General features: G+C 64.0%; 16 protein-coding genes. 7 read left to right on the forward strand and 9 right to left on the reverse strand.

Annotation, left to right across the window (positions count from 1 at the left end):
• Positions 1 to 2: 2 nt before the first annotated feature.
• Positions 3 to 338: an EF-hand domain-containing protein gene (locus DEH80_RS11985; protein WP_165831453.1), complete on the reverse strand. Its 336-nt coding sequence runs from the start codon at positions 336 to 338 to the stop codon at positions 3 to 5.
• Here DEH80_RS11985 and DEH80_RS11990 point away from each other — a divergent pair.
• The 5 genes from DEH80_RS11990 to DEH80_RS12010 are packed head-to-tail and all read left to right on the forward strand — an operon-like array spanning position 331 to position 4,660.
• On the forward strand, positions 331 to 1,254 hold the full coding sequence (locus DEH80_RS11990; protein ID WP_109720742.1) for an ABC transporter ATP-binding protein: 924 nt from the start codon (positions 331 to 333) through the stop codon (positions 1,252 to 1,254). The genes DEH80_RS11985 and DEH80_RS11990 overlap by 8 nt on opposite strands.
• Positions 1,251 to 2,447 (forward strand): ABC transporter permease, encoded by a 1,197-nt coding sequence (locus DEH80_RS11995; protein WP_109720743.1) that lies wholly within the window; start codon positions 1,251 to 1,253, stop codon positions 2,445 to 2,447. Before DEH80_RS11990 ends, DEH80_RS11995 begins: the two co-directional genes overlap by 4 nt.
• Complete coding sequence (locus tag DEH80_RS12000) at positions 2,444 to 2,710, forward strand: phosphopantetheine-binding protein (RefSeq protein WP_109720744.1); 267 nt, start codon at positions 2,444 to 2,446, stop codon at positions 2,708 to 2,710. The genes DEH80_RS11995 and DEH80_RS12000 overlap by 4 nt, the downstream gene beginning before the upstream one ends.
• A gap of 1 nt (position 2,711) precedes the next feature.
• Positions 2,712 to 3,827, forward strand: a complete 1,116-nt coding sequence (locus DEH80_RS12005; protein ID WP_109720745.1) for a beta-ketoacyl synthase N-terminal-like domain-containing protein — start codon at positions 2,712 to 2,714, stop codon at positions 3,825 to 3,827.
• Positions 3,824 to 4,660 carry a hypothetical protein gene (locus tag DEH80_RS12010; RefSeq protein WP_109720746.1) on the forward strand — a complete coding sequence of 279 codons (837 nt, stop codon included), beginning with the start codon at positions 3,824 to 3,826 and terminating at the stop codon, positions 4,658 to 4,660. The genes DEH80_RS12005 and DEH80_RS12010 overlap by 4 nt, the downstream gene beginning before the upstream one ends.
• A 50-nt stretch (positions 4,661 to 4,710) precedes the next feature.
• Here the strand turns inward: DEH80_RS12010 and darH are convergent, their stop codons facing one another.
• From darH to DEH80_RS12050, 8 genes are all read right to left on the reverse strand, one after another.
• Positions 4,711 to 5,739 (reverse strand): BtrH-related acyltransferase DarH, encoded by a 1,029-nt coding sequence (gene darH / locus DEH80_RS12015; protein ID WP_109720747.1) that lies wholly within the window; start codon positions 5,737 to 5,739, stop codon positions 4,711 to 4,713.
• Complete coding sequence (locus DEH80_RS12020) at positions 5,736 to 6,143, reverse strand: helix-turn-helix domain-containing protein (RefSeq protein ID WP_109720748.1); 408 nt, start codon at positions 6,141 to 6,143, stop codon at positions 5,736 to 5,738. Before DEH80_RS12020 ends, darH begins: the two co-directional genes overlap by 4 nt.
• Positions 6,140 to 7,297 (reverse strand): beta-ketoacyl-ACP synthase III, encoded by a 1,158-nt coding sequence (locus DEH80_RS12025; RefSeq protein ID WP_109720749.1) that lies wholly within the window; start codon positions 7,295 to 7,297, stop codon positions 6,140 to 6,142. The genes DEH80_RS12020 and DEH80_RS12025 overlap by 4 nt, the downstream gene beginning before the upstream one ends.
• Before the next feature lie 11 nt (positions 7,298 to 7,308).
• The gene (locus DEH80_RS12030) at positions 7,309 to 8,244 is read right to left on the reverse strand and encodes an NADPH-dependent FMN reductase family protein (protein WP_109720750.1); all 936 of its coding nucleotides are present in this window, start codon (positions 8,242 to 8,244) and stop codon (positions 7,309 to 7,311) included.
• Between the two features lie 134 nt (positions 8,245 to 8,378).
• Complete coding sequence (locus tag DEH80_RS12035) at positions 8,379 to 9,596, reverse strand: CehA/McbA family metallohydrolase (RefSeq protein WP_109720751.1); 1,218 nt, start codon at positions 9,594 to 9,596, stop codon at positions 8,379 to 8,381.
• A 452-nt stretch (positions 9,597 to 10,048) separates the two neighbouring features.
• Positions 10,049 to 11,287, reverse strand: coding sequence for an NADH:flavin oxidoreductase/NADH oxidase family protein (locus DEH80_RS12040; RefSeq protein WP_109720752.1), 1,239 nt, complete (start codon positions 11,285 to 11,287; stop codon positions 10,049 to 10,051).
• Between the two features lie 237 nt (positions 11,288 to 11,524).
• Positions 11,525 to 13,702 (reverse strand): catalase/peroxidase HPI, encoded by a 2,178-nt coding sequence (katG, locus tag DEH80_RS12045; protein ID WP_109720753.1) that lies wholly within the window; start codon positions 13,700 to 13,702, stop codon positions 11,525 to 11,527.
• A gap of 209 nt (positions 13,703 to 13,911) precedes the next feature.
• Positions 13,912 to 14,814 (reverse strand): fatty acid desaturase family protein, encoded by a 903-nt coding sequence (locus DEH80_RS12050; protein WP_109720754.1) that lies wholly within the window; start codon positions 14,812 to 14,814, stop codon positions 13,912 to 13,914.
• 116 nt (positions 14,815 to 14,930) lie between these two features.
• Between DEH80_RS12050 and DEH80_RS12055 the strand changes: the two genes are divergently transcribed.
• Both DEH80_RS12055 and DEH80_RS12060 read left to right on the forward strand, forming a co-directional pair.
• A complete protein-coding gene (locus tag DEH80_RS12055; RefSeq protein WP_109720755.1) occupies positions 14,931 to 15,971 on the forward strand; it encodes an AraC family transcriptional regulator in 1,041 nt (346 codons plus the stop codon).
• A gap of 510 nt (positions 15,972 to 16,481) precedes the next feature.
• Positions 16,482 to 18,572, forward strand: coding sequence for a DUF8754 domain-containing protein (locus DEH80_RS12060; protein WP_109720756.1), 2,091 nt, complete (start codon positions 16,482 to 16,484; stop codon positions 18,570 to 18,572).
• Positions 18,573 to 18,724 lie beyond the last annotated feature (152 nt).

Below are 18,724 nucleotides of genomic sequence, written 5' to 3' on the forward strand. Positions count from 1 at the left end.
AGCTAGCGGCGCTTCAGATCACGCAGGCGTTGCGCGCGTCGCGCCTCACGCAGTTCCGCCTGACGCGCTTGTAGCGCCCGCAATTCATCCGGTGACAGCTGCCCGTCTTGATCGAGGTCGATCTCATCGAAGCGAGTGTGGATAATCTTCGGCAAGCCGTTGCGCACTTCTTCGCGGGACAGGCTACGACTGCCGTCCACATCCGCCTGCCGAAACTGCGCCTGCCGATCCGGCGACGACTCGGCACCGGCGAGGCCGGACACCAGCATCGCCACAACACCCGCCACGGACAGGGCCTTCGCGCCACCGGCGCTCCACCGTTGATTGTTGATGAACAATTCCCTGACCATTCAAGGCGTTAAGAAAACCTATCCGCATTCTGACACAGCGGCCCTGGCGGGAATCGACCTGCACATCCCGGCGGGCTGTGCCTTTGGACTGATCGGGCCCAATGGAGCGGGCAAATCAACGCTCATCCGCCTGTTACTGGGCCTGCTGAAACCCGATGCCGGCCGCATGCGAATCGGCGATCACGATCTCGCCACCGCTTTACCCGCAGCCCGACGCATCTGCGGGCTGGCACCGCAGGACCCGGGGTTTTTTCCGCTGCTGACCGTTGCCGAGAATCTACGCACCTTTGGCGCGGCGGCCGGGCTGCAGGCCGCGGCCCTGGAGCAGGCGGTGGACTCGGCCATCGAGAGCACCGAACTGGGTCGCTTTGCCCATCGCCGCGCCGACCAGCTCTCGGGCGGTGTGCGTCAACGCCTGAATGTGTCACTGGCCCTGCTGGGCCAGCCCCCGATTCTGCTGCTGGACGAGCCCACCGCCGGCGTTGATGCCGAATCCCGCCGCCTGATCCTGGACGTGCTCAGGCAAGAGAACCAGCGAGGCACGACGCTGATCTACACCAGCCACTACCTGACCGAGGTCGAACAGCTTTGCGACCGCGTCGCTCTGATCGACCATGGCCAGGTCCGCTTTGAAGGCCAGTTGCAGGCAGCGCTGGCCCATGCTGCCCGGCTGTTGGTCGTCCGTCTGGGTTCGCCACCACCGGCCGCCATGCTGGCCCGCTGGCGTTCGCGCTGGCCCGACGGCGATATCGAACACGACACCCTCACGCTGGAGACAGACCAACCCATCGACGCGCTGGGACAGCTCGCCCAGGACGGCGTGACCCTCCGCAGCATCGAATACGGCACCTCCAGCCTGGAAGCCGCGTACTTCCACATGCGCGCGGAGGTGGAGCTGACATGACGAACCGCCTGCCACTACTGACCGCGCTCATGCACAAGGAACTGCGGGGCCTGCTGCGCGATCCACAGGGCCTGCTCGTACTGTTCCTGATGCCAACGATTTTCATCCTGGTGATGTCGCTTGCGCTGCGCGATGTCATGAGCGCCCACCAGAGCACACAGCAGCGCCTGCAGTGGCACGACGCAGACCAGAGTTACTTTTCATTGGAGTTGCGTGAGCGCCTGGGTCAGAGTGAGCGCCTGCACATCGAGACCATCGGGCCAACGGATGAGACGCTGACCCCGCCGTATTTCGGCCGTCTCGAAATCGCACCCGGTCTGGCTGATCGGCTGCACCCCGACAATCGGGAGCCGCTGGTTCGAGTCACGCTGGACCCCGCCTATCCCGTCGCCGGCTCCAGCCTGTTCCTAACAGAGCTCAAAGGTGCACTGATCAGCCTGCGGGCCGAATACATCACCGAGGACCTCTTCGGCGCGCCCGAAGACGAGGCTGCACTGGTGCGACGCGCCACGCGCCCCGACGCCGTCCCGGTCACCGTGAACTACCCGGGCGCAGCCGAACGCTCCGAGACGCTCCCGGATGCCACCCAGCAAAGCGTCCCGGCCTGGATCGTGTTTGCGATGTTTTTCGTGGTGTTCCCGCTGTCGACCAGCATTCTGGGCGAACGGCGCGAGGGCACCCTGCAACGTCTGGCGCTGCTCAACGCCTCGCATCAAAGCGTGCTCGCAGCCAAGGTGCCGGTGTACCTCGGCGTCACGGTACTGCAGGCCAGTCTGATGCTCGCGATGGGCGTTTGGGTGGTCCCCTTGCTGGGCGGGGAGGCGCTGCAGCTCTCGGGCCGCTGGCTGGCATTGCTCCCGATTACCGTCGCAACCGGGGCCGCCGCGCTGGGCGTGGCGTTGCTCATCGCGGTACTGGCCCGGACCTCTGCCCAGGCCACGACCATCGGCGGGGCGGTCAATCTGGTCCTCGGTGCGCTGGGCGGCGTCATGGTCCCGACCCTGGTCATGCCGGAGGAGCTGCAGCTGGCCGGGCTGATCTCTCCGATGTCCTGGGCATTGGATGGCTATTGGGACATCATTCTGCGCCATACCCCCGTGCAATCCACGCTACCCGAGTGCTTGGCCCTGCTGGCCCTCGGCGCTTCCACCTATGCCATGGCCGCCTGGCGGCTGCGCCAAGATTTCTCATGAAAGGCTCGCAAGACACTGCACTTAAGCTAGATCTCAAGACCTTGATCATCGAGGAAACAGAGCAGGAACTCGCCGCCGAGGACCTGACTGACGACGAACCGTTATTCGGCCCGGATGCCCGCCTGGAGCTGGATTCGATCGACGGCCTGCAGATCTCCATGGCCCTGCAGGTGGCTTACGGCGTGCGGATCACCGACCCCAAGGAGCTGATGCGCGTCATGCAGAGCATCAACACCCTGGCGGATCACCTGCAGCCGGATTGACGTGCAGACCACATCTATCCGTAGCCTGGCCATGCAGGCCGCTCCGGGCGCGACACCGCCCGAGCGCCTGGAGGTTCTGCGCAGCGGCTTACCCCCGCAGGCCATCGGGGTCTCGGATCAAACGGGTCAACGCTGGCCCTACATGTCGCGTCGTCGGCCGGACACCACCGCATCGTTTTGGGCCGACATGGCCGCCGTTGCGGAGGACGCCCTCAATGCCGCTGACCTGTCGGACCACGCGCGTGCAACCCTGCCGGTACTGCTCGGGAGTACCTGCCTGGACATGCCGGACCTTGAGGCTGCGCTGCATTCCCAGCCCCAAGCCCCGGCCCTGATGAACGCACACTGCGGCCGGACACTGGATCAGCTGGCCACCGAGCTGGGGCTGGGTGGCCCGCAGTTCACCCTGTCGACCGCTTGCTCCTCAGCGGCCAATGCCCTGCTCCACGCCCGGCGTCTGCTAGTGGCCGGCCGGGCGGAGCATGTCCTGGTCATCGGCACCGAGTTCTACAACCGATTGACCCTCTCCGGCTTCGCGTCGTTGCTGCTGCTCAGCCCGGACACATTCCGGCCGTTCGACGCTGACCGCGAGGGCCTGATACTCGGGGAGGCCGTCGGTGCCATGGTGTTGTCGCGCCAGCCGCGTGACCGGGGCGACCTTGGCCGCCTGCTGGGTGGCGCCACCGGCTGCGACCCCAGCAGCCCGACCAACTCCAGCCCCGAGTTTCTGGTCAGGATCATGCAGCAGGCACTCGATGACGCCGGTCTCACCACGGACGACTTGCTGGCTATTAAGGCGCATGGCACCGGCACGCCCAGCAATGACGCTGCCGAAGGTGCGGCCCTGGATCGCCTGTTCGGCAACCGTCATCCGGTCACATCACTCAAGCCCTATTTCGGCCACACCCTGGGCGCCTGCGGTTTGGTGGAGCTTGCCGGTTTGCTCGAGGCCTGGTCAGCGGGTTTTCTGCCCGCGACACCCGGTTTCCGGACCCTGGGTTCAGGCGAGCAAATGACGCCGATCACCCAGCCTCATCCGCTGCCAGCGGAAGGCGCTGTGCTCTGCAACAGCTTCGGTTTCGGTGGCAACACCACCAGCCTGGTCGTTGCACGATGAACGCGCTGCGCATTCAGGCCAGCCATTCCATGGAATGGCCGGCAGCCGAGACTCCGACCAATCTCGCCGAAACCCTGCGTGAACTGACAGGCCGGCCCGGCCCCCGTCGCGTGAGCCGGCTCGTGCGGCTGGCTCTGCTCGGTGCACGACAGTGTCTGGGCAACCGCCAGCTGCCGGCAGACAGCGCGGTGCTGCTGACCACCCGGACCGGTCCAGTCGCGGACACCGTGACCCTGTTGCAACAAGGCGCAGCCGGTCTGCCCCTGCCCCCCGTTCAGTTCGTCAACGTTTCCAGCAACATGGTGAGTTACTACCTGGCCGCCGAACTGGGCGTGCAAGGCAGCAATCAAGTCATCCTGTCACGCGAGCATGCCTGGTTTGGCTTGCTGGAAACGGCGCAACTGACACTGCCGCCCGGTACCCCCGTGCTTCTGGGCGCCGTCGAAGAGAATCTGTGGCCGCTGGCGGAACATCGGCAGCGTCTCGGGCTTGCCGACGAGGCACCACTAGGCGACAGCAGCCACTGGCTGCTGGTCGAGACAGGCGAGGGGCCCGGGCCCTGCATCACGGCATTGGAGCGCCACCCAGATGATCAGGCCATGCGCGCCCGTCTGCGCCGGTGCCCACCCGAGACCACTCTGACCCTGACAGCCAACGCGCGTCAGGCCTTACCCGAACGACCGCCCTGCCCATCCGCGGCCCCTAGCCAGCTACAGAATGGCTTACCGGATGCGCACGCGGTCATCCATTGGCTGGCCGAACTCACTGGCCCGGGCTGGTGGCTGGACCGCAGCCCCCGCGGGCACTGGGTGATCATCGCCGCCCAAGCTTAGGACCGGCGCCACTTGATCGCCGCCACCGCAACGGACAGAACCTGCGCCGATCAATCCAGGTGAGCCAGTGACCGCCTAGGCTTACGCGAAACTGCCAGCACATCGCGGAAGGCCTGCGCCTCCAGCGTGGCGACCCGCGCCAACGCCTCGATCGGGCCTGCCAGTTCCACGGCCTGCCGACTGCGGATTTGTCGCGCGCAGGCCACGGCAAACTGCCGCCAGGCATCCCCGCAAGCCGTCAGGCTCTGACCGACCTCGGCCAGATCGGCACGATTCAACCGATCCGCCATCTCATGCAGGTAGGCGGCATACATGAATCGGAAGCCGCCGCCTCCGGTGCCAATCTCTTCCTGCATACGGACGATCTGGCCCAGGTAGAGCCGCTGACGCGCATCGTCCGAACGCCGGGGGAGGCGTTCCAGCTGACGCCCCAGCAGACGAATGCCCCTGATACCGACAAACGGCAACGGCGCGCGCAGCATCATGTTGGCCGTCTTGCGCACACTGCGGGCGAAGGCCGTGGACCAGTCGATCGTTCCGGGCACCGAGACCGGCCAGTACATCAGCCCCTTGGGTGCCAGGGCACCCCGCACGAACCGCGCCCGCTGCAGCGCCTCGCGCGGGCAGCGCTGTGGCGCCTCGAAGACCGGATCACTGACCAGGTAGTCATCGCCGTCACGGCCGTACACGATCAGATTGTGTGCGTTGAAGTGAAAACGCATGGCGTCCGGAAAATAGGGCAGCCAGTACACAGAGGCCTGAATACCCACGGCGCGCCCCTGTTCCAGGGCGGCGTCCAGCGCCGCCATCCCGGCTGCGGGATGACGAAATCGCTGCTGCGCCCAGCGCACGCCGATGCGCCGCGCCAGGCCACGGTAAATCCGCCCGGGCGGCATGCGGTAACTGGTCAGCGGCAGTTCGTTAATGCGCACGAACGGCAGATGCACGAAGGTCAGCCCGCTGGACAGGCCGAGCACCTCGGCTTCCGACAGGGTCAGGCCGGCAGCTTCCAGCAGAATCGAACTAACACCGGTTTCGCAGTGGCCTGCATGACGGTGCGTAATGGGTTGTAGATTCATACGGGTGGCTCCGCCTCGGGCAGCAACTGCGCCACATCACAACCCAGCGCATCCGCGTATCGCTGCCTTAGCGCAGGACTCAGACGCCGATAACCCTTCGCGCGAAGATGACGCTTCACCCGCCAGGCCCACAGCCCGGTGGCCTGCGCCAGCGTGGGGATATCCATGCGGCGCAGGTACATGATCACCTCCAGGGGCGACCCCTGCCCGGCGGCGCAGCGCGCGCGGGCCGCCTGGGCCTGGGCTTCGAACGTGGCAACCGCCAGCGTGTTCGCGGCCTCCTCCACCGCCCAGCCAGAAGACGCCGCCACGACATACCCGCCGTCGGCATCCTGGGCATAAACTGCCCGCCGCTCTTTCGCATAGCCGGGACTGTCGTCCTGCGGCACCTCCTCAAGCTTCATGCCCCCTCCACCACCGTCAGCAGCATGTATGCGGCCGAGAAGCGCCCGCTCTCGGGCACAAAGCACAGCACCCGCTGACCCGGCGCCAGCGAGGTTTCGCGTTGCAGCGCATCCAGCATCAGATAGATCGACGCCGAGCCGACATTGCCGACCTCCGGCAGATTGGTGAACCAGCGGTCTTCAGGAATTTCGAACCCGATTCGGCGTAAGCCCTGCTGGATGCGCGGGCGGAAGTATTCGGAAGAGTAGTGCGGCAGAAACCAGTCAATCGCATCGGCGGCCAGCGGTCGACGTGCCAGCACCTCTGGCAACGCGCGCTCGATCGTCAACGCGACGATGTGCTCGTTGAGCTGACGCACGTCCTGCTGGAAGGTCATCGCCCCGGAGGCCGACCAGGCGTCGGCGGGCAGCTCCCGCCAGCCCTGCAAGCCGCCCTCGGCCTGCTTGCGGGCACCGGCATACATGCAGGCCGCCTGTTCATGAGCGTAGGAGCGCAGCTCAATCCAGTCCAGCCGGAACGACAGTCCGTGTTCCGCAGGCTGCCGACCCAGCAGCAGTGCGCCGGCGCCATCAGACAGCATCCAGCGCAGGAACACGCCATCGAATGCCAGCTCCGGCCGCCGCTCCATCGCTGACAGTTGCGCCTCGTACTGCGCCGTGAACTGCTCGGATCGCATGAAGGTTGAGGCGGTTTCCGAACCCGTGGCCACCGCCGTGCTGGCCTGTCCGGCGGACACGGTCAGGGCGGCGTAGCGCAGTGCCGCCACCCCGGAGCAGCAAATTCCGGCTAGGGAGACAGCCTCGCAGCTGGCCGCCTCAGGCAATTCACCATGAACCATGACCCCGTGGCCCGGCGCCATCTGATCTGGCGAGGAGGTGCCGCAGGCCAACACATCCAGGTCGGGCAACGAGAAGTCCGCGCCGACCAGGCCTTTCACGGCCTCGGCAGTGAGCCGGGCATTGGTATGCGTGGGCTGGCGGGTGGCCGGATCCACCGCGTAGTAGCGCTGCCGGATCCCGTTGCGGCTGAGCACGATGCGCCGCTCGCGTGCGGGCCGATCTCCGATCTGACCCAGCACGGACTCCATGTCGTCGTTAGATACCGGCGCATTCGGTAGCACGGCACTGGTGCCGCGAATAAAAACGTCTTGCAAAAGTTCCCCCGTCAGGATGCGGTCGCGCCCGGCTGGCGCTCAAGCTCGGCCGCAGCGGCCTGCACCCGTTGTGGCGCCAGCCGGGCGAGCAATCGCCGCAGCAATAGCGACACCGGCACGACCGTCATGATCATCAGCAATAGGAATGCCATATAGGCGACCAGCACCACGCGTCGCAGCGGTGTTCCCGGTGCTCCGCAGGCACGCAGCAAGCGGCCCCAGATGCGGAAACTGCGTTTGCCGATGCGTTCGCTACCGGCCAGCGCAGGATCGACACGCAAGGCGTCTGTCCCCTCCAGCATCGACCGGCCCGCCTGCCATTGCGTGTCTTCCAGCGCCTGCCGGATGCGCAGACCATACCGCGATACACCCTGGATCTGTTCTTCGGTCAGCCCCGCGCGCGGCAGCCCCCAGAACGCCTCCCGCCGCCCGGTCAGCACCCAGCGCGGCGTGGTGATGAATGTGGCCAGTGCCGGGCCCGGATCGGTCAGCGCCAGGTGGTCAGTGGGCCTGGCATCGGCCGCCCGCAGCAGTTCCAGCACATCTCGATGCGCCTCTACCCACATATTGCGGCAGGTGGTCACCGTGACCACCGGCGTCTTCGCCAGCAACTGCCGGGCCTGCGGGCTGCGCAACCAGCTGGCAATCGCGGGCGCCGGCGACAGGAACCACACCGGGTAGGCCAAGATGACGAGGTCATAGGACGTGGCACAGGACCAGGGCTGCAAGTTGACGGGTGACTGCGCCACCGTCTCCGGAAAACTGTCCAGGAACTGCCAGAAAGGCCAGGGCCAGGGCGCTGGCTCCAGGGCGGCCAGCTCCAGCTCGTCGATCGCATGGCCGGCGTCGCGCAGCGGTGCGGTCAAGGCATCCGCTACAGCGCGCGTCTGCCCCGACTGCGAAAAATGCACCAGCAATATGGATCGGCGCACGGTATCGGCAGCCATGAGTTATCCCGCCCCAAGTCGGCCAAAGTGTAGCAATCTGACCGGGGCCGGGGGTGGCTCAGATCACGCCAGCCGGAGGAAAAAGCCCGTGCTCACCGAACTGCGCTGGGAGGCGCGAGTAGATCAGTGCTTCCTTAATAGTCCGGATCAAAGTTGAAGTAGATCGGGTTCGACAACGCGATCATGTTCCCGCTGAGCGCGGACGCGCCGGGGACTTCGGGATAGGGCACGGGTAGACCCGTGACTTCCACCCGGTAGTAGCTGCGTTGGCCGGCAGGCGGGTTGTCCACGAAGGTCACGGTTGTCTGCCCCGGTGCAATGGTCAGGCTGGTGAAGTCTGCCCCATCACGGACCACCTGAACGGTGTAGGGAAGCAGGCCAGCGGAGCCGCCCAGCAGTTCGACATGAAATGTCACGGCGTCGCCAGTCGGCACGATGTTGTCGCCCATCATCATGTCGGCCTCACCATCGCCGTCCACATCTGCGGTGAACTCGACGCGGGGCGCATGGGGGTTGGCGCTAATCGACACCCGCCCGTTGGTCAGTGCCTCAACCACGGCAGCAGCGCTCCGCTCGGTGGCGAATACCCAGGTCGTCGGCGTACCGACGTTGTTCCCACCGGCCTGGATGCTGTTCGGGACCGGCGTATCGCCTGGCTCCGGATAACCATGGTGGGAGTCGCTGCCCCCACGCCCGGTGAGATCCCGCCCGGACTTCAGCAGGTCGTCCCAGATGGTAACGGCGCCCTCGTTCGTGGCCCAGATGGCCGAGTTCCAGACCTCGATGGAATGAACCATGTCGTAGCTGAAGCTGAAACTGTCGCCGTTGCCTGGATGATTAGCTGATAAGTGAATGCCGGCCTCTTTGACAAAGGCGGCAATCCGGGCGTCGAAGTCGTCCCGCAGGTCATACAGTTGCTGGTGGTCATAGGGCTGGGCCGAGAATGTATTGCCATGGCCCCGATGTGTGGTCCATTCCGCTCCGTACAGCATGATCAAGGGGCTGGAGACAAAGGCCGGATCAGACCAGGTGTGCTCCGCCACGGCACCCTCCACGTGGTTGTCGTGATCGGACAACCCCAGGAAGTCCATGCCCACGGACTCGGCCAAGCCCGTGATCTTGGTGATCGGGTTATTGGATGCATCCGCGCTGTGATCCGAGTGGATGTGCAAATCTCCGCGCAGCCATTCGCCCGCGGTCAGACTGGCAACAGGCGGCAGATCCAACTCGCCCGCGGGCGCACCGCCGGATTCATCATGGCCCGGCGCATCGGGTGCCGCGGGCCCTTGATCATCGCCACCCTGCACAGGCGCCCCGGTGTTCCCGGGATCGCCCGTTCCGCAACCACCCATCGAAGCCAACGCCGCAGCGACAAGGACAACGGAAAGACGACGCAAAACCATGGCTCAACACGCTCTGACCAGCAATAAGGGCCGGGAGGCTAGGGCGAGTCCATTGCGAGATCATGACTCGCGGCGCGGTGACGCCCATAAAAAAAGCGGCCTTGCGGCCGCTTAGAGGAGAGCCCACTGGGGTGCTGGGCAATTCGAGCGGAGACTGAACTCGACGCTCAATGCACGACACACGGGGAAGGATGTGTCGTGCGAAGCATTAAACCAGCGCCCATGTAAGGAAAATGTGAGGTCAGCGCATTCTTTTCGTTTGGTGCGTTTAGTTGCAACGAATCGAGCTGTATGCGATTGATCCCCATGATCATTTCTGTCCGCTTAAGGCCGTAACCGTTGGTCGGCCGCCTCAGAACAGGTCCAGCAGATCGCAGAACCCGCCCCGGCCAGCGCCAATATCAACCGCTGGCGCGTAATCGCTTGGTCTGTCGCACACCGGACGCCGTACCTACCAGACTGCACAGAAACGCCTTGAGACCGGACTCATTGGGCTTGGGCTGCTTGCCGCGGCCAATGCGCCTTAGCTGTCGGGTGTACCAGGTGACTTCCATGATCGCCATACGGTCCACCGGACCGATGCCCGTCTTGATCGGCCGCACACGCTGCAGCGGGTCCTGACCGGCCAGCAAGCGGCGGGACACCTCGGGCTCGATGGCCAGCAGCCGGGCGATGCCACAGAGGTCCAGCGACCCCGATTCCAGCGCAGCGCTCATGCCAGCATGGGTGCGGAAACCGCCGGTGACCATCAACGGCGTGTCCGGAATTCGGGCCCGCACCTGATCGGCGAAATCGAGGAAATAGGCCTCGCGTTCGCGGGTGGATGCACGCACGCCGGTCATCGCCGGCGCCTCGTAGGTACCGCCGGAGATCTCGATCAGCGCGATCCCAGCGTCGGCCAGCGCGGCCATGACATCCAGGGATTCTTCTTCCGTGAAACCGCCGCGCTGGAAGTCCGCCGAGTTCAGCTTGATACCGATGGGGAAATCCGGAGCGGTGGCCGCTCGCATGGCGGCCAAGACTTCCAATACGAAGCGCCTGCGGTTTTCCGGGCTGCCGCCCCATTCGTCCGCGCGCTGGTTGGTTTTCGGTGACAGGAACTGGCTGACCAGATAGCCATGGGCCCCATGGATTTGCACGCCGGAAAAGCCAGCCTGATAGCAGATCTCGGCGGCCCGGCCGTAGCGGGCGATCAAGTCCTTGATCTCATCACCCGTCAGCTCACGCGGCGTCTCGAAGTAAGCCTGCATCGCCTTGTTAAACGGCACGGCCGAGGGCGCGACCGTTTCCTGGTTCAGGCCTTTGGGACACTGCCGTCCCGGGTGGTTCAACTGCACCCAGATCTGACCGCCACCCGACTTGCCGGCCTCGGCCCAGGCACGCAGGGTATCCAGATCTCGGTCATCCTCGATGACCACATTGCCCGGCTCGCCCAAGGCCTTGCGATCAATCATCACATTGCCGGTGATAATGAGCCCCGTCCCACCTTGGCCCCAACGACGATACAACTCCACCAGTTCAGGCGTGGCTCGGTTATCCATCGTCCCCAGCGCCTCGCTCATCGCCGACTTGGCAATACGGTTTGGCAGGCGGCTGCCATTGGGCAGCTCGAAGGGCGTGTTCAAGGTGATCTGGCTCATGCGTCTAGCGGCTCCTGAATCGGGTCTACGCCTCCCGACACCGAACGCAGCGTCGCGGGCGGACGGGATTGTGGCATGTCCCATCCGCCCCTGCCTTGACCCTCAGATTCGTGCTAACGCCAGTCCGGTCAAGCCGGTCGGCGGGCCAGCGATCTACCACCAGCCACCCTGCCATGAGCATCGCGTTGTGCCCCCCAGCACTGATCCGCCGCTGTCCCAACGCACAGACACAACCCGCTAGGCGCCGATATCAAACCGGTCCAAGTTCATCACCTTGGTCCAGGCCGCCACAAAGTCATGCACGAACTTCTCGCTCGCATCATCCTGGGCATAGACCTCGGCGTAGGATCGCAGTATGGAATTCGAGCCGAACACCAGATCCACCCGCGTGGCGGTCCACTTCTGCGCACCGGACTTGCGGTCACGAATCTCGTAGAGATTGTCTCCCGCCGGCTTCCACTCGTTGGCCATGTCAGTCAGGTTGACGAAGAAGTCCGTGGACAGGGTCCCAACCCGGTCGGTGAATACGCCATGCGCCACACCACCGTGGTTGGTGCCCAGCACCCGCAGCCCACCCAGCAGAACGACCATTTCGGGTGCGGTTAGCGTCATGAGCTGGCTGCGGTCGAGCAACAGTTCTTCCGGTGCCACCTTGAATGACTGCTTGAGGTAGTTCCGGAAGCCATCGTGCCGAGGCTCCAGCGCCTCGAAGCTGTCTGCATCCGTCATCGCGTCGGTGGCGTCACCCCGACCCGGTTCGAACGGGACGGTGATGTCCACACCGGCTGCGCGAGCCGCGCGTTCCACGCCCACATTGCCGGCCAGCACGATGACATCGGCCACACTGGCACCGTACTGCGCCGCGATCGGCTCCAGTACCGACAACACCTTGTTCAAACGCTCGGGTTCATTACCCGGCCAATCCCGCTGGGGAGCGAGGCGAATCCGCGCACCATTGGCACCGCCACGCAGGTCTGACCCTCGGAAGGTGCGAGCACTGTCCCAGGCCGTGGCCACCAACTCGGCCGTGCTGAGACCGGATTCGGCAATCTGCGACTTGATCGCACCCACGTCGTAGAGACGCGGGCCAGCTGGAATCGGGTCCTGCCAGATCAGGTCCTCTGCCGGGACGTCCGGGCCGACATAGCGGGCCTTGGGGCCCATGTCGCGATGCGTCAGCTTGAACCACGCACGGGCGAAGGCGTCGGAGAACGCGGCTTGGTCCTGGGCGTAGCGTTCGAGAATCTTGCGGTAGGCCGGATCCATCTTCATCGCCATATCGGCGTCGGTCATCATCGGCATGCAGCGGATGGACGGGTCTTCCACGTCCACGGGCATGTCTTCCTCGCGGATGTCGATGGGCTCCCACTGCCAGGCACCCGCCGGGCTTTTCTTCAGCTCCCACTCGTAGCCGAGCAGCAGCTTGAAGTAGCCGTCATCCCATTGCGTGGGGTGGGTGGTCCACGCGCCTTCAAGACCGCTGGTCACGGTGTGTCGACCGTGGCCGGTCTCGGCAGGATTGCGCCAGCCGAAGCCCTGTTCTTCCACCGTGCAGGCCTCGGGGTCCTGACCCAGCTGGCTGGCGTCGCCGTTGCCATGGGTCTTACCCACCGTGTGGCCACCGGCGGTTAGCGCCACGGTTTCCTCGTCGTTCATCGCCATCCGGGCAAAGGTTTCTCGGACATGCGCCGCGGTCTTCAGCGGATCCGGGTTGCCGTTGACGCCTTCGGGGTTCACGTAGATCAGCCCCATGTGGGTGGCCGCCAGCGGCGCATGCATGCTCGTCGCGTCGTCAAGGTCGTCGAAGCGCTGCTCGCTATCGGCCAGCCACTCGGTCTCTGCTCCCCAGTTGATGTCCATCTCGGGGTGCCAGATATCCTCTCGCCCAAAGGCAAATCCGAACGTCTTCAGGCCCATGGATTCATAGGCGATATTGCCGGCCAGAATGATCAGGTCTGCCCAGGAAATCTTGTTCCCGTACTTCTTCTTAATCGGCCACAACAGCCGCCGCGCCTTGTCCAGATTGACGTTATCCGGCCAAGAGTTCAGCGGCGCAAAGCGCTGGTTGCCCGTCCCTCCGCCACCGCGACCATCCGCCAGCCGGTAGGAGCCTGCGGCATGCCAAGCCATGCGGATCATCAGCCCGCCATAGTGGCCCCAATCGGCTGGCCACCAGTCCTGGCTGTCCGTCATCAGCGCCGTCAGGTCCTGCTTCAGCGCCTCGACATCGAGCTTTTTCAATTCGTCTCGGTAGTTGAAGTCCGGCCCCATGGGGTTCGTCTTCTGATCGTGCTGATGCAGGATGTCCAGGTTGAGTGCGTTGGGCCACCAACTGGTAACGGTGGTCTTGGTGCTGGTCATCCCGCCATGTGCGAACGGGCACCCGCCCGCGGCCTGCGTTTCAATGCTGTCCATTCGTCTCTCCCTCGCGTATCGCGGTTTGGGAGCGCCACCCTCGTGGCGCCAGGGAGGGTCATGCTGCCGCCGAACAAATAATTAATCCAATCAATTATTATTCGATTTTCGATAGTTTATTCACATATTCTGGTCAGCCTAACCCGCGTCCATCTGATGCTGCGCCCGTCGACCCAGGCGGCGCAAGGCAATGATCGTTGCCCTCTCGATCACACGCGCTGCCGCCGCGACGGCGCAACCGGTTGCTGGCTGAACGCACCGATCATCGGCGTGCCATGCGCACGCATGATCGGCTCGATCTCACGATGCAGGGCGTGATAGCGATAAAACGGTACGCGGGGAAACAGATGGTGGATGGAGTGCAGGTTCTGGCCCAGCCAGAACCACTCGAAGGGGCGCATCCAGGCCGGCATCAGCAGGCTGTTGGTGTTTCGCCAACGTGTCGGCTCCCGATACGGCGCATGGGGACGATAGGCGAACCAGTACGCCGTAAAGAATGCCCCAGCCAGATAGCCGATCAGCAGCAGCCAGCCTGCCCCAGGACGGGTGACCAGCAGTAGAAATCCGAGCCGCCAACCCAGCGCCACGGTTGTTTCGACGACGTAGATGGCTTGCTCGCGGCGCGACAGCCCGCTCCAGTGCCCCCGAAACAAGAAGCTGTTCTGTACCCAGAGAAACTGCAGCCCCGTCCGGATCAGAGCAACCAGGCCATCGCCCATGGTGCGAACCACGTAATCAGGGTCTTTGTCCGGCTGGTTGGTGTAGCGGTGGTGGGTGAAATGTTCCACCGTGTGCGTGGAGTACGGCACCATAATCAACGGTGCCACGGCATAGCCGCACAGGTCGTTGACCCACTTAAGACCCGCCTGCTGCCCGTGGATGTTGCCGTGCGCGGCCTCATGCAGCGGCGTGTATGAGAAGTAGGTCGCGACCGCGTACACCACAATGGCCGCCCAAAGCGGCATGACACCGGCGGCGAATAACACCAAATTGCCAACAAACACGACCAGCGTGGCCGCCGTGAACAACACGGTCGGCCATGCGAAATGGCCCATGTGGCGTTTGGCTGCGGATATCGCCTGACGGTTCAGGGCAGATAATTCTTCGCTCATGCTCATCTCCTTTCGCGCCGAATCACAGCCAGCCTAGTGGCGGCCAATACGCCAGGACAGAGCGAACCCGGTCAGCCTTGCCGCATTTTCGGCCAGCCGGTCTAGACTGCAGGCGTATGAACCGCCCGCAGACCAGCGACCCGATCCTCCACCCCGTGGCCATTGCTCAGGTCATGATCAACTTTGCCGTGGCGCAAGGAGCAGACGCCGCAACCTGCCTGGCCGGCACCGGCATTGATGAATCGACACTGGCATCGGCCGAGGCGTTGATCACCCGCGAGCAGGAAATGCGGCTGATGGAAAACCTCATGCTCGCGCTACCGGACGTGCCGGCGCTGGGTTTTGAGCTGGGCCTGCAGTACAGCATCGCCACTTTTGGCAGCTGGGGCTTTCTGATGCGCACCTCGCGCAACCTGCAGGAGGCCATCAAACGCACGCTGAACTTCCTACCGCTCAGCACGGCCTACTGCCAAATTCAGCTGATTCGCGAGCCCGGCACCATTGGCGTGGCGTTTCAAGCCGACCGGATTCCGCGCCAACTGCGCACCACCATGTTGGAACGCGACATGGCCACTGCGATCCAGCTGCTGCGCGAGATGGGCTTGGCCGGCATCCCCTTGCAGGCCTTGACCTTTGCCCACCAGGCGCCCGCGTATGCAGACCGGCTTGAGGCGCTGGCCGGCATTCGCCCGATATTTGACTACCCCCGCCACAGCTTGCTGCTTAGCCGCGCCGACGCCGAACGGCCGCTACCCACTTACGATGCGCAGCTCGTTAGCCTGCTGGAAGACCAGTGCCGCCAGCAGTTGGCACGCCGCCAGCCCGGCGGGTGGGTTGCCCGCACACGCCAACAGATGCTGGGCCCGCAAGGCTTCACGACGTCCATCGAGACCATCGCCCAAGCGCTGAACCTGTCGACGCGCAGCCTCCGGCGCCGGCTTGAAGCCGAAGGCACCGGCTTTCGCGAACTCCTCGAACAGGAACGACAGCAACTAGCCTGTCAGCTACTGAGCAACACGCGGATGACGCTCGACGAAATCGCCGTGCATCTGGGCTACGGCGACACCTCCAGCTTCACCCGGGCGTTTCGACGCTGGTTTGGTGAAGCGCCAGGGGTTTATCGATCACGCGAGTCAACGCCGGGTGCAACTGAATGAGCAGAGCGCCGGGGCCTGTAGACAGCACCATCCGGCCGCCTGGACGGACAGGCCCCGGGACCAATGAGCCATTAGGGAAAACACCGTGGCGGCCATCGGCGGCTGGGTGAGGCATTGGGACGACGAGTACACGGCGAACAATCTCACTCGCCTTACCGGATTCATCGGACCCAAGCCGGTCAGGCCTTCGCCCGAGGCAATCTCAAGCAACCCATGACGACGCAACTCGCGTAGAAGTTCACCGTTGAAACGCGGCCCTGCAACGCTCCGGCTGCCCTCTCTTCGACGAGGCTTGCTGATCATTGATCAAGCCTTCCAAGGCAGCGTCAACTTCGATCAATCGGTACAAGCCAGACTCCGATGAAGCTTGTTCTTATACGCGTTGCCCGAGGCCTGCCCCGCGTATAAGGTCACCTCTTCAGATGGGCACTCAAGACCCATTCTAAACGGTGCCCTCGGCTCGCCTTGCAGCGATGCTGAGTTCAGCGACTAGCGAGGAGAACGCTCAACATGAAACACGTCGTCAGCGTCACGATGGGATCGTCCACCAACGATTTCACGTTCGAGACCGATTTTCTTGGCCAGCCATTCACTGTCAGCCGGGTCGGCGCAGACGGAGATGAATCGCAGGCTTGGGAGTTGCTGCGTCGTCATCAGGCCAAGGCCGACGCCATCGGCCTCGGTATGATTCGCGACCACCACGATGTCGGCACCCGGCGCATCGTGCACGCCGACACCGAGCGCATGCTGGGCGTGGTCACGCGTGTGCCGGCCACCACCGGAGCCGCCCTACGTCGCCTGCTCCAGGTGCGAGCGGTTCGCCACGTGCAGAAGCAACTGGGCAACTTTTTCAACAACAACAAGGTGTTGTTCCTGTCGGGCGTGGTCAATTACGACATGGCCGTCGCCATGGCGGACTACACGCCCAACCTGCGCTTTGCCGACGCCGTGCTCCAAACCGGCGCACCCAAAATGCTGACCTCGCTGAATCAGCTTGAGGTCTTTGCCCGAGGTGCCCGGCTGGCCGAATCCGTCCTCCCACTTCGGACCCTGTCGACGGTCATGCCCGGGCTGTCGGCGGTGAAAAGCAGCCTCGTGCGTAAGCAGATCCGCGACTCCCATACGGTGGTTGGTACCTTCGATGATCTGAAACAGTTCATGGAGGACGGCGCGCTCAAGGACAAGACGGTCATCACCTCGGCGGTCGACGACGAACGGTTCGCCGCCTTCAAGCGCTGGGAAGCCAACCTGGTCGTCGATGTTTCACCAACGCTGTTCGACCACGTCGTCGGCACCAACACCATCCAAGCCATGATTCTCGCGGCATTGAATATGTCCAGCGAAGAGCTGGCGGATGCCGACCTTGAAGACATTATTCGCGAACTGGCGATTAAACCGCGCCTGCTGCATCCGACCGGCGAGTTCCGCAACATTCGCCGCTTTGCCTTTGTGATTCATCCGCTCAGCCAGGAGTACATCACCAAGGGCTTCCCGCTGCCCAAAGCGACACCAAAGGTCGTGATGGACAAGGTCGAGCAGGCCGCCGCGCACATGCCGCCGATGGTGTACTCGAAAATGTCGAACATCGTCTCTCCGGCCGGAGCCGAGGCTGAAGGCTGGCTGATCACGGTGGGTGGAACACCCCGGGAAATGCTCGCTCGCAGCCCCGAATTCACCTACCGTCGTCTGCTCATGGCGGCCAGCATGGCGCAGAAAATGGGCGCGCAGATCATCGGCCTGGGTGCATTCACCAAAGTGGTCGGCGATGCGGGCGTCACGGTCGCTCGCAGGGCTGAGATTCCTGTCACAACCGGTAACAGCTACTCGGCATCAGGCGCGCTTTGGGCCGCCGCCGATGCGGTCCGACGTATGGGCCTGGTCAAGATCAACAAGAACCAGAAGATCGCCGGGAAGACCATGGTCGTCGGCGCGACCGGCTCCATCGGCTCCGTCAGCGCCCGATTGCTCGCGATGGCCGTGGACGAGGTGTACCTGGCCGGCCGCAACATGAAAAAGCTAGAAGCCTTGAAGGCCTCCATGCTCAAGGACACGCCGCAGGCCAAGATCGTGGCCACCACGAACTACGAAGACCACCTCCACGAAATGGACATGATCGTCACGTCCACTTCGGGGGCTGGTAAGAAAATTCTGGATATCACCAAGGTCAAACCCGGCTGCGTCATCACCGACGTCGCCCGCCCGCTTGATCTACCGCCAGAAGAAGTGGCCAAGCGACCCGACGTGCTGGTCATCGAATCCGGAGAAATCGAGCTACCCACCGACGTCAAGATGAAGGACATCGGCCTGCCGCCCAACGTGATTTACGCCTGCCTGGCGGAAACCATCGTGCTGGCACTCGAAGGACGTTTCGAGGTCTTCACCATTGGCCGCGACACCGAATGGGAGAAGGTCAAGGAAATCTACAAATTGGGCCTCAAGCACGGGATGAAGCTCGCGGCGATCTCGGGTGTCAACGGCGTCTTCACTGACGAGGACATCGCCGAGGTCAAGCGGCTGGCACTCGAGGCGCGCAAAAACTGGACGCCAGGCCAAGCCACCCGCAGCCGACCAGAGAGTCGCAAGAAAGACGCTGCCGCCTAGACCCGGCGGCTCTGGCGGCGAGCCCATCCCAGGCGTGGTGAAGGAAGCGCTGATGGGTTCGCACACCAAGACGGAGCCGGTTTTCGCGCGCGCTCAGGCAGGGTGAATGCCGCTGGGTCGTTCCAACTTAGTCAGCGACAACGGCGCACCAG

This window comes from Abyssibacter profundi (assembly GCF_003151135.1).
In the GTDB taxonomy this organism is placed as follows: Bacteria; Pseudomonadota; Gammaproteobacteria; order Nevskiales; family OUC007; genus Abyssibacter; species Abyssibacter profundi.

What these genes read in the sequence shown, in the direction of transcription:
- DEH80_RS11990 (WP_109720742.1), top strand. Translation starts at nt 331, where the DNA reads ATGAACAATTCCCTGACCATTCAAGGCGTTAAGAAAACCTATCCGCAT.
- DEH80_RS11995 (WP_109720743.1), top strand. Translation starts at nt 1,251, where the DNA reads ATGACGAACCGCCTGCCACTACTGACCGCGCTCATGCACAAGGAACTG.
- DEH80_RS12000 (WP_109720744.1), top strand. Translation starts at nt 2,444, where the DNA reads ATGAAAGGCTCGCAAGACACTGCACTTAAGCTAGATCTCAAGACCTTG.
- DEH80_RS12010 (WP_109720746.1), top strand. Translation starts at nt 3,824, where the DNA reads ATGAACGCGCTGCGCATTCAGGCCAGCCATTCCATGGAATGGCCGGCA.
- darH (WP_109720747.1), bottom strand. Translation starts at nt 5,739, where the DNA reads ATGAATCTACAACCCATTACGCACCGTCATGCAGGCCACTGCGAAACC.
- DEH80_RS12020 (WP_109720748.1), bottom strand. Translation starts at nt 6,143, where the DNA reads ATGAAGCTTGAGGAGGTGCCGCAGGACGACAGTCCCGGCTATGCGAAA.
- DEH80_RS12030 (WP_109720750.1), bottom strand. Translation starts at nt 8,244, where the DNA reads ATGGCTGCCGATACCGTGCGCCGATCCATATTGCTGGTGCATTTTTCG.
- DEH80_RS12035 (WP_109720751.1), bottom strand. Translation starts at nt 9,596, where the DNA reads ATGGGTGGTTGCGGAACGGGCGATCCCGGGAACACCGGGGCGCCTGTG.
- DEH80_RS12040 (WP_109720752.1), bottom strand. Translation starts at nt 11,287, where the DNA reads ATGAGCCAGATCACCTTGAACACGCCCTTCGAGCTGCCCAATGGCAGC.
- katG (WP_109720753.1), bottom strand. Translation starts at nt 13,702, where the DNA reads ATGGACAGCATTGAAACGCAGGCCGCGGGCGGGTGCCCGTTCGCACAT.
- DEH80_RS12050 (WP_109720754.1), bottom strand. Translation starts at nt 14,814, where the DNA reads ATGAGCGAAGAATTATCTGCCCTGAACCGTCAGGCGATATCCGCAGCC.
- DEH80_RS12055 (WP_109720755.1), top strand. Translation starts at nt 14,931, where the DNA reads ATGAACCGCCCGCAGACCAGCGACCCGATCCTCCACCCCGTGGCCATT.
- DEH80_RS12060 (WP_109720756.1), top strand. Translation starts at nt 16,482, where the DNA reads ATGAAACACGTCGTCAGCGTCACGATGGGATCGTCCACCAACGATTTC.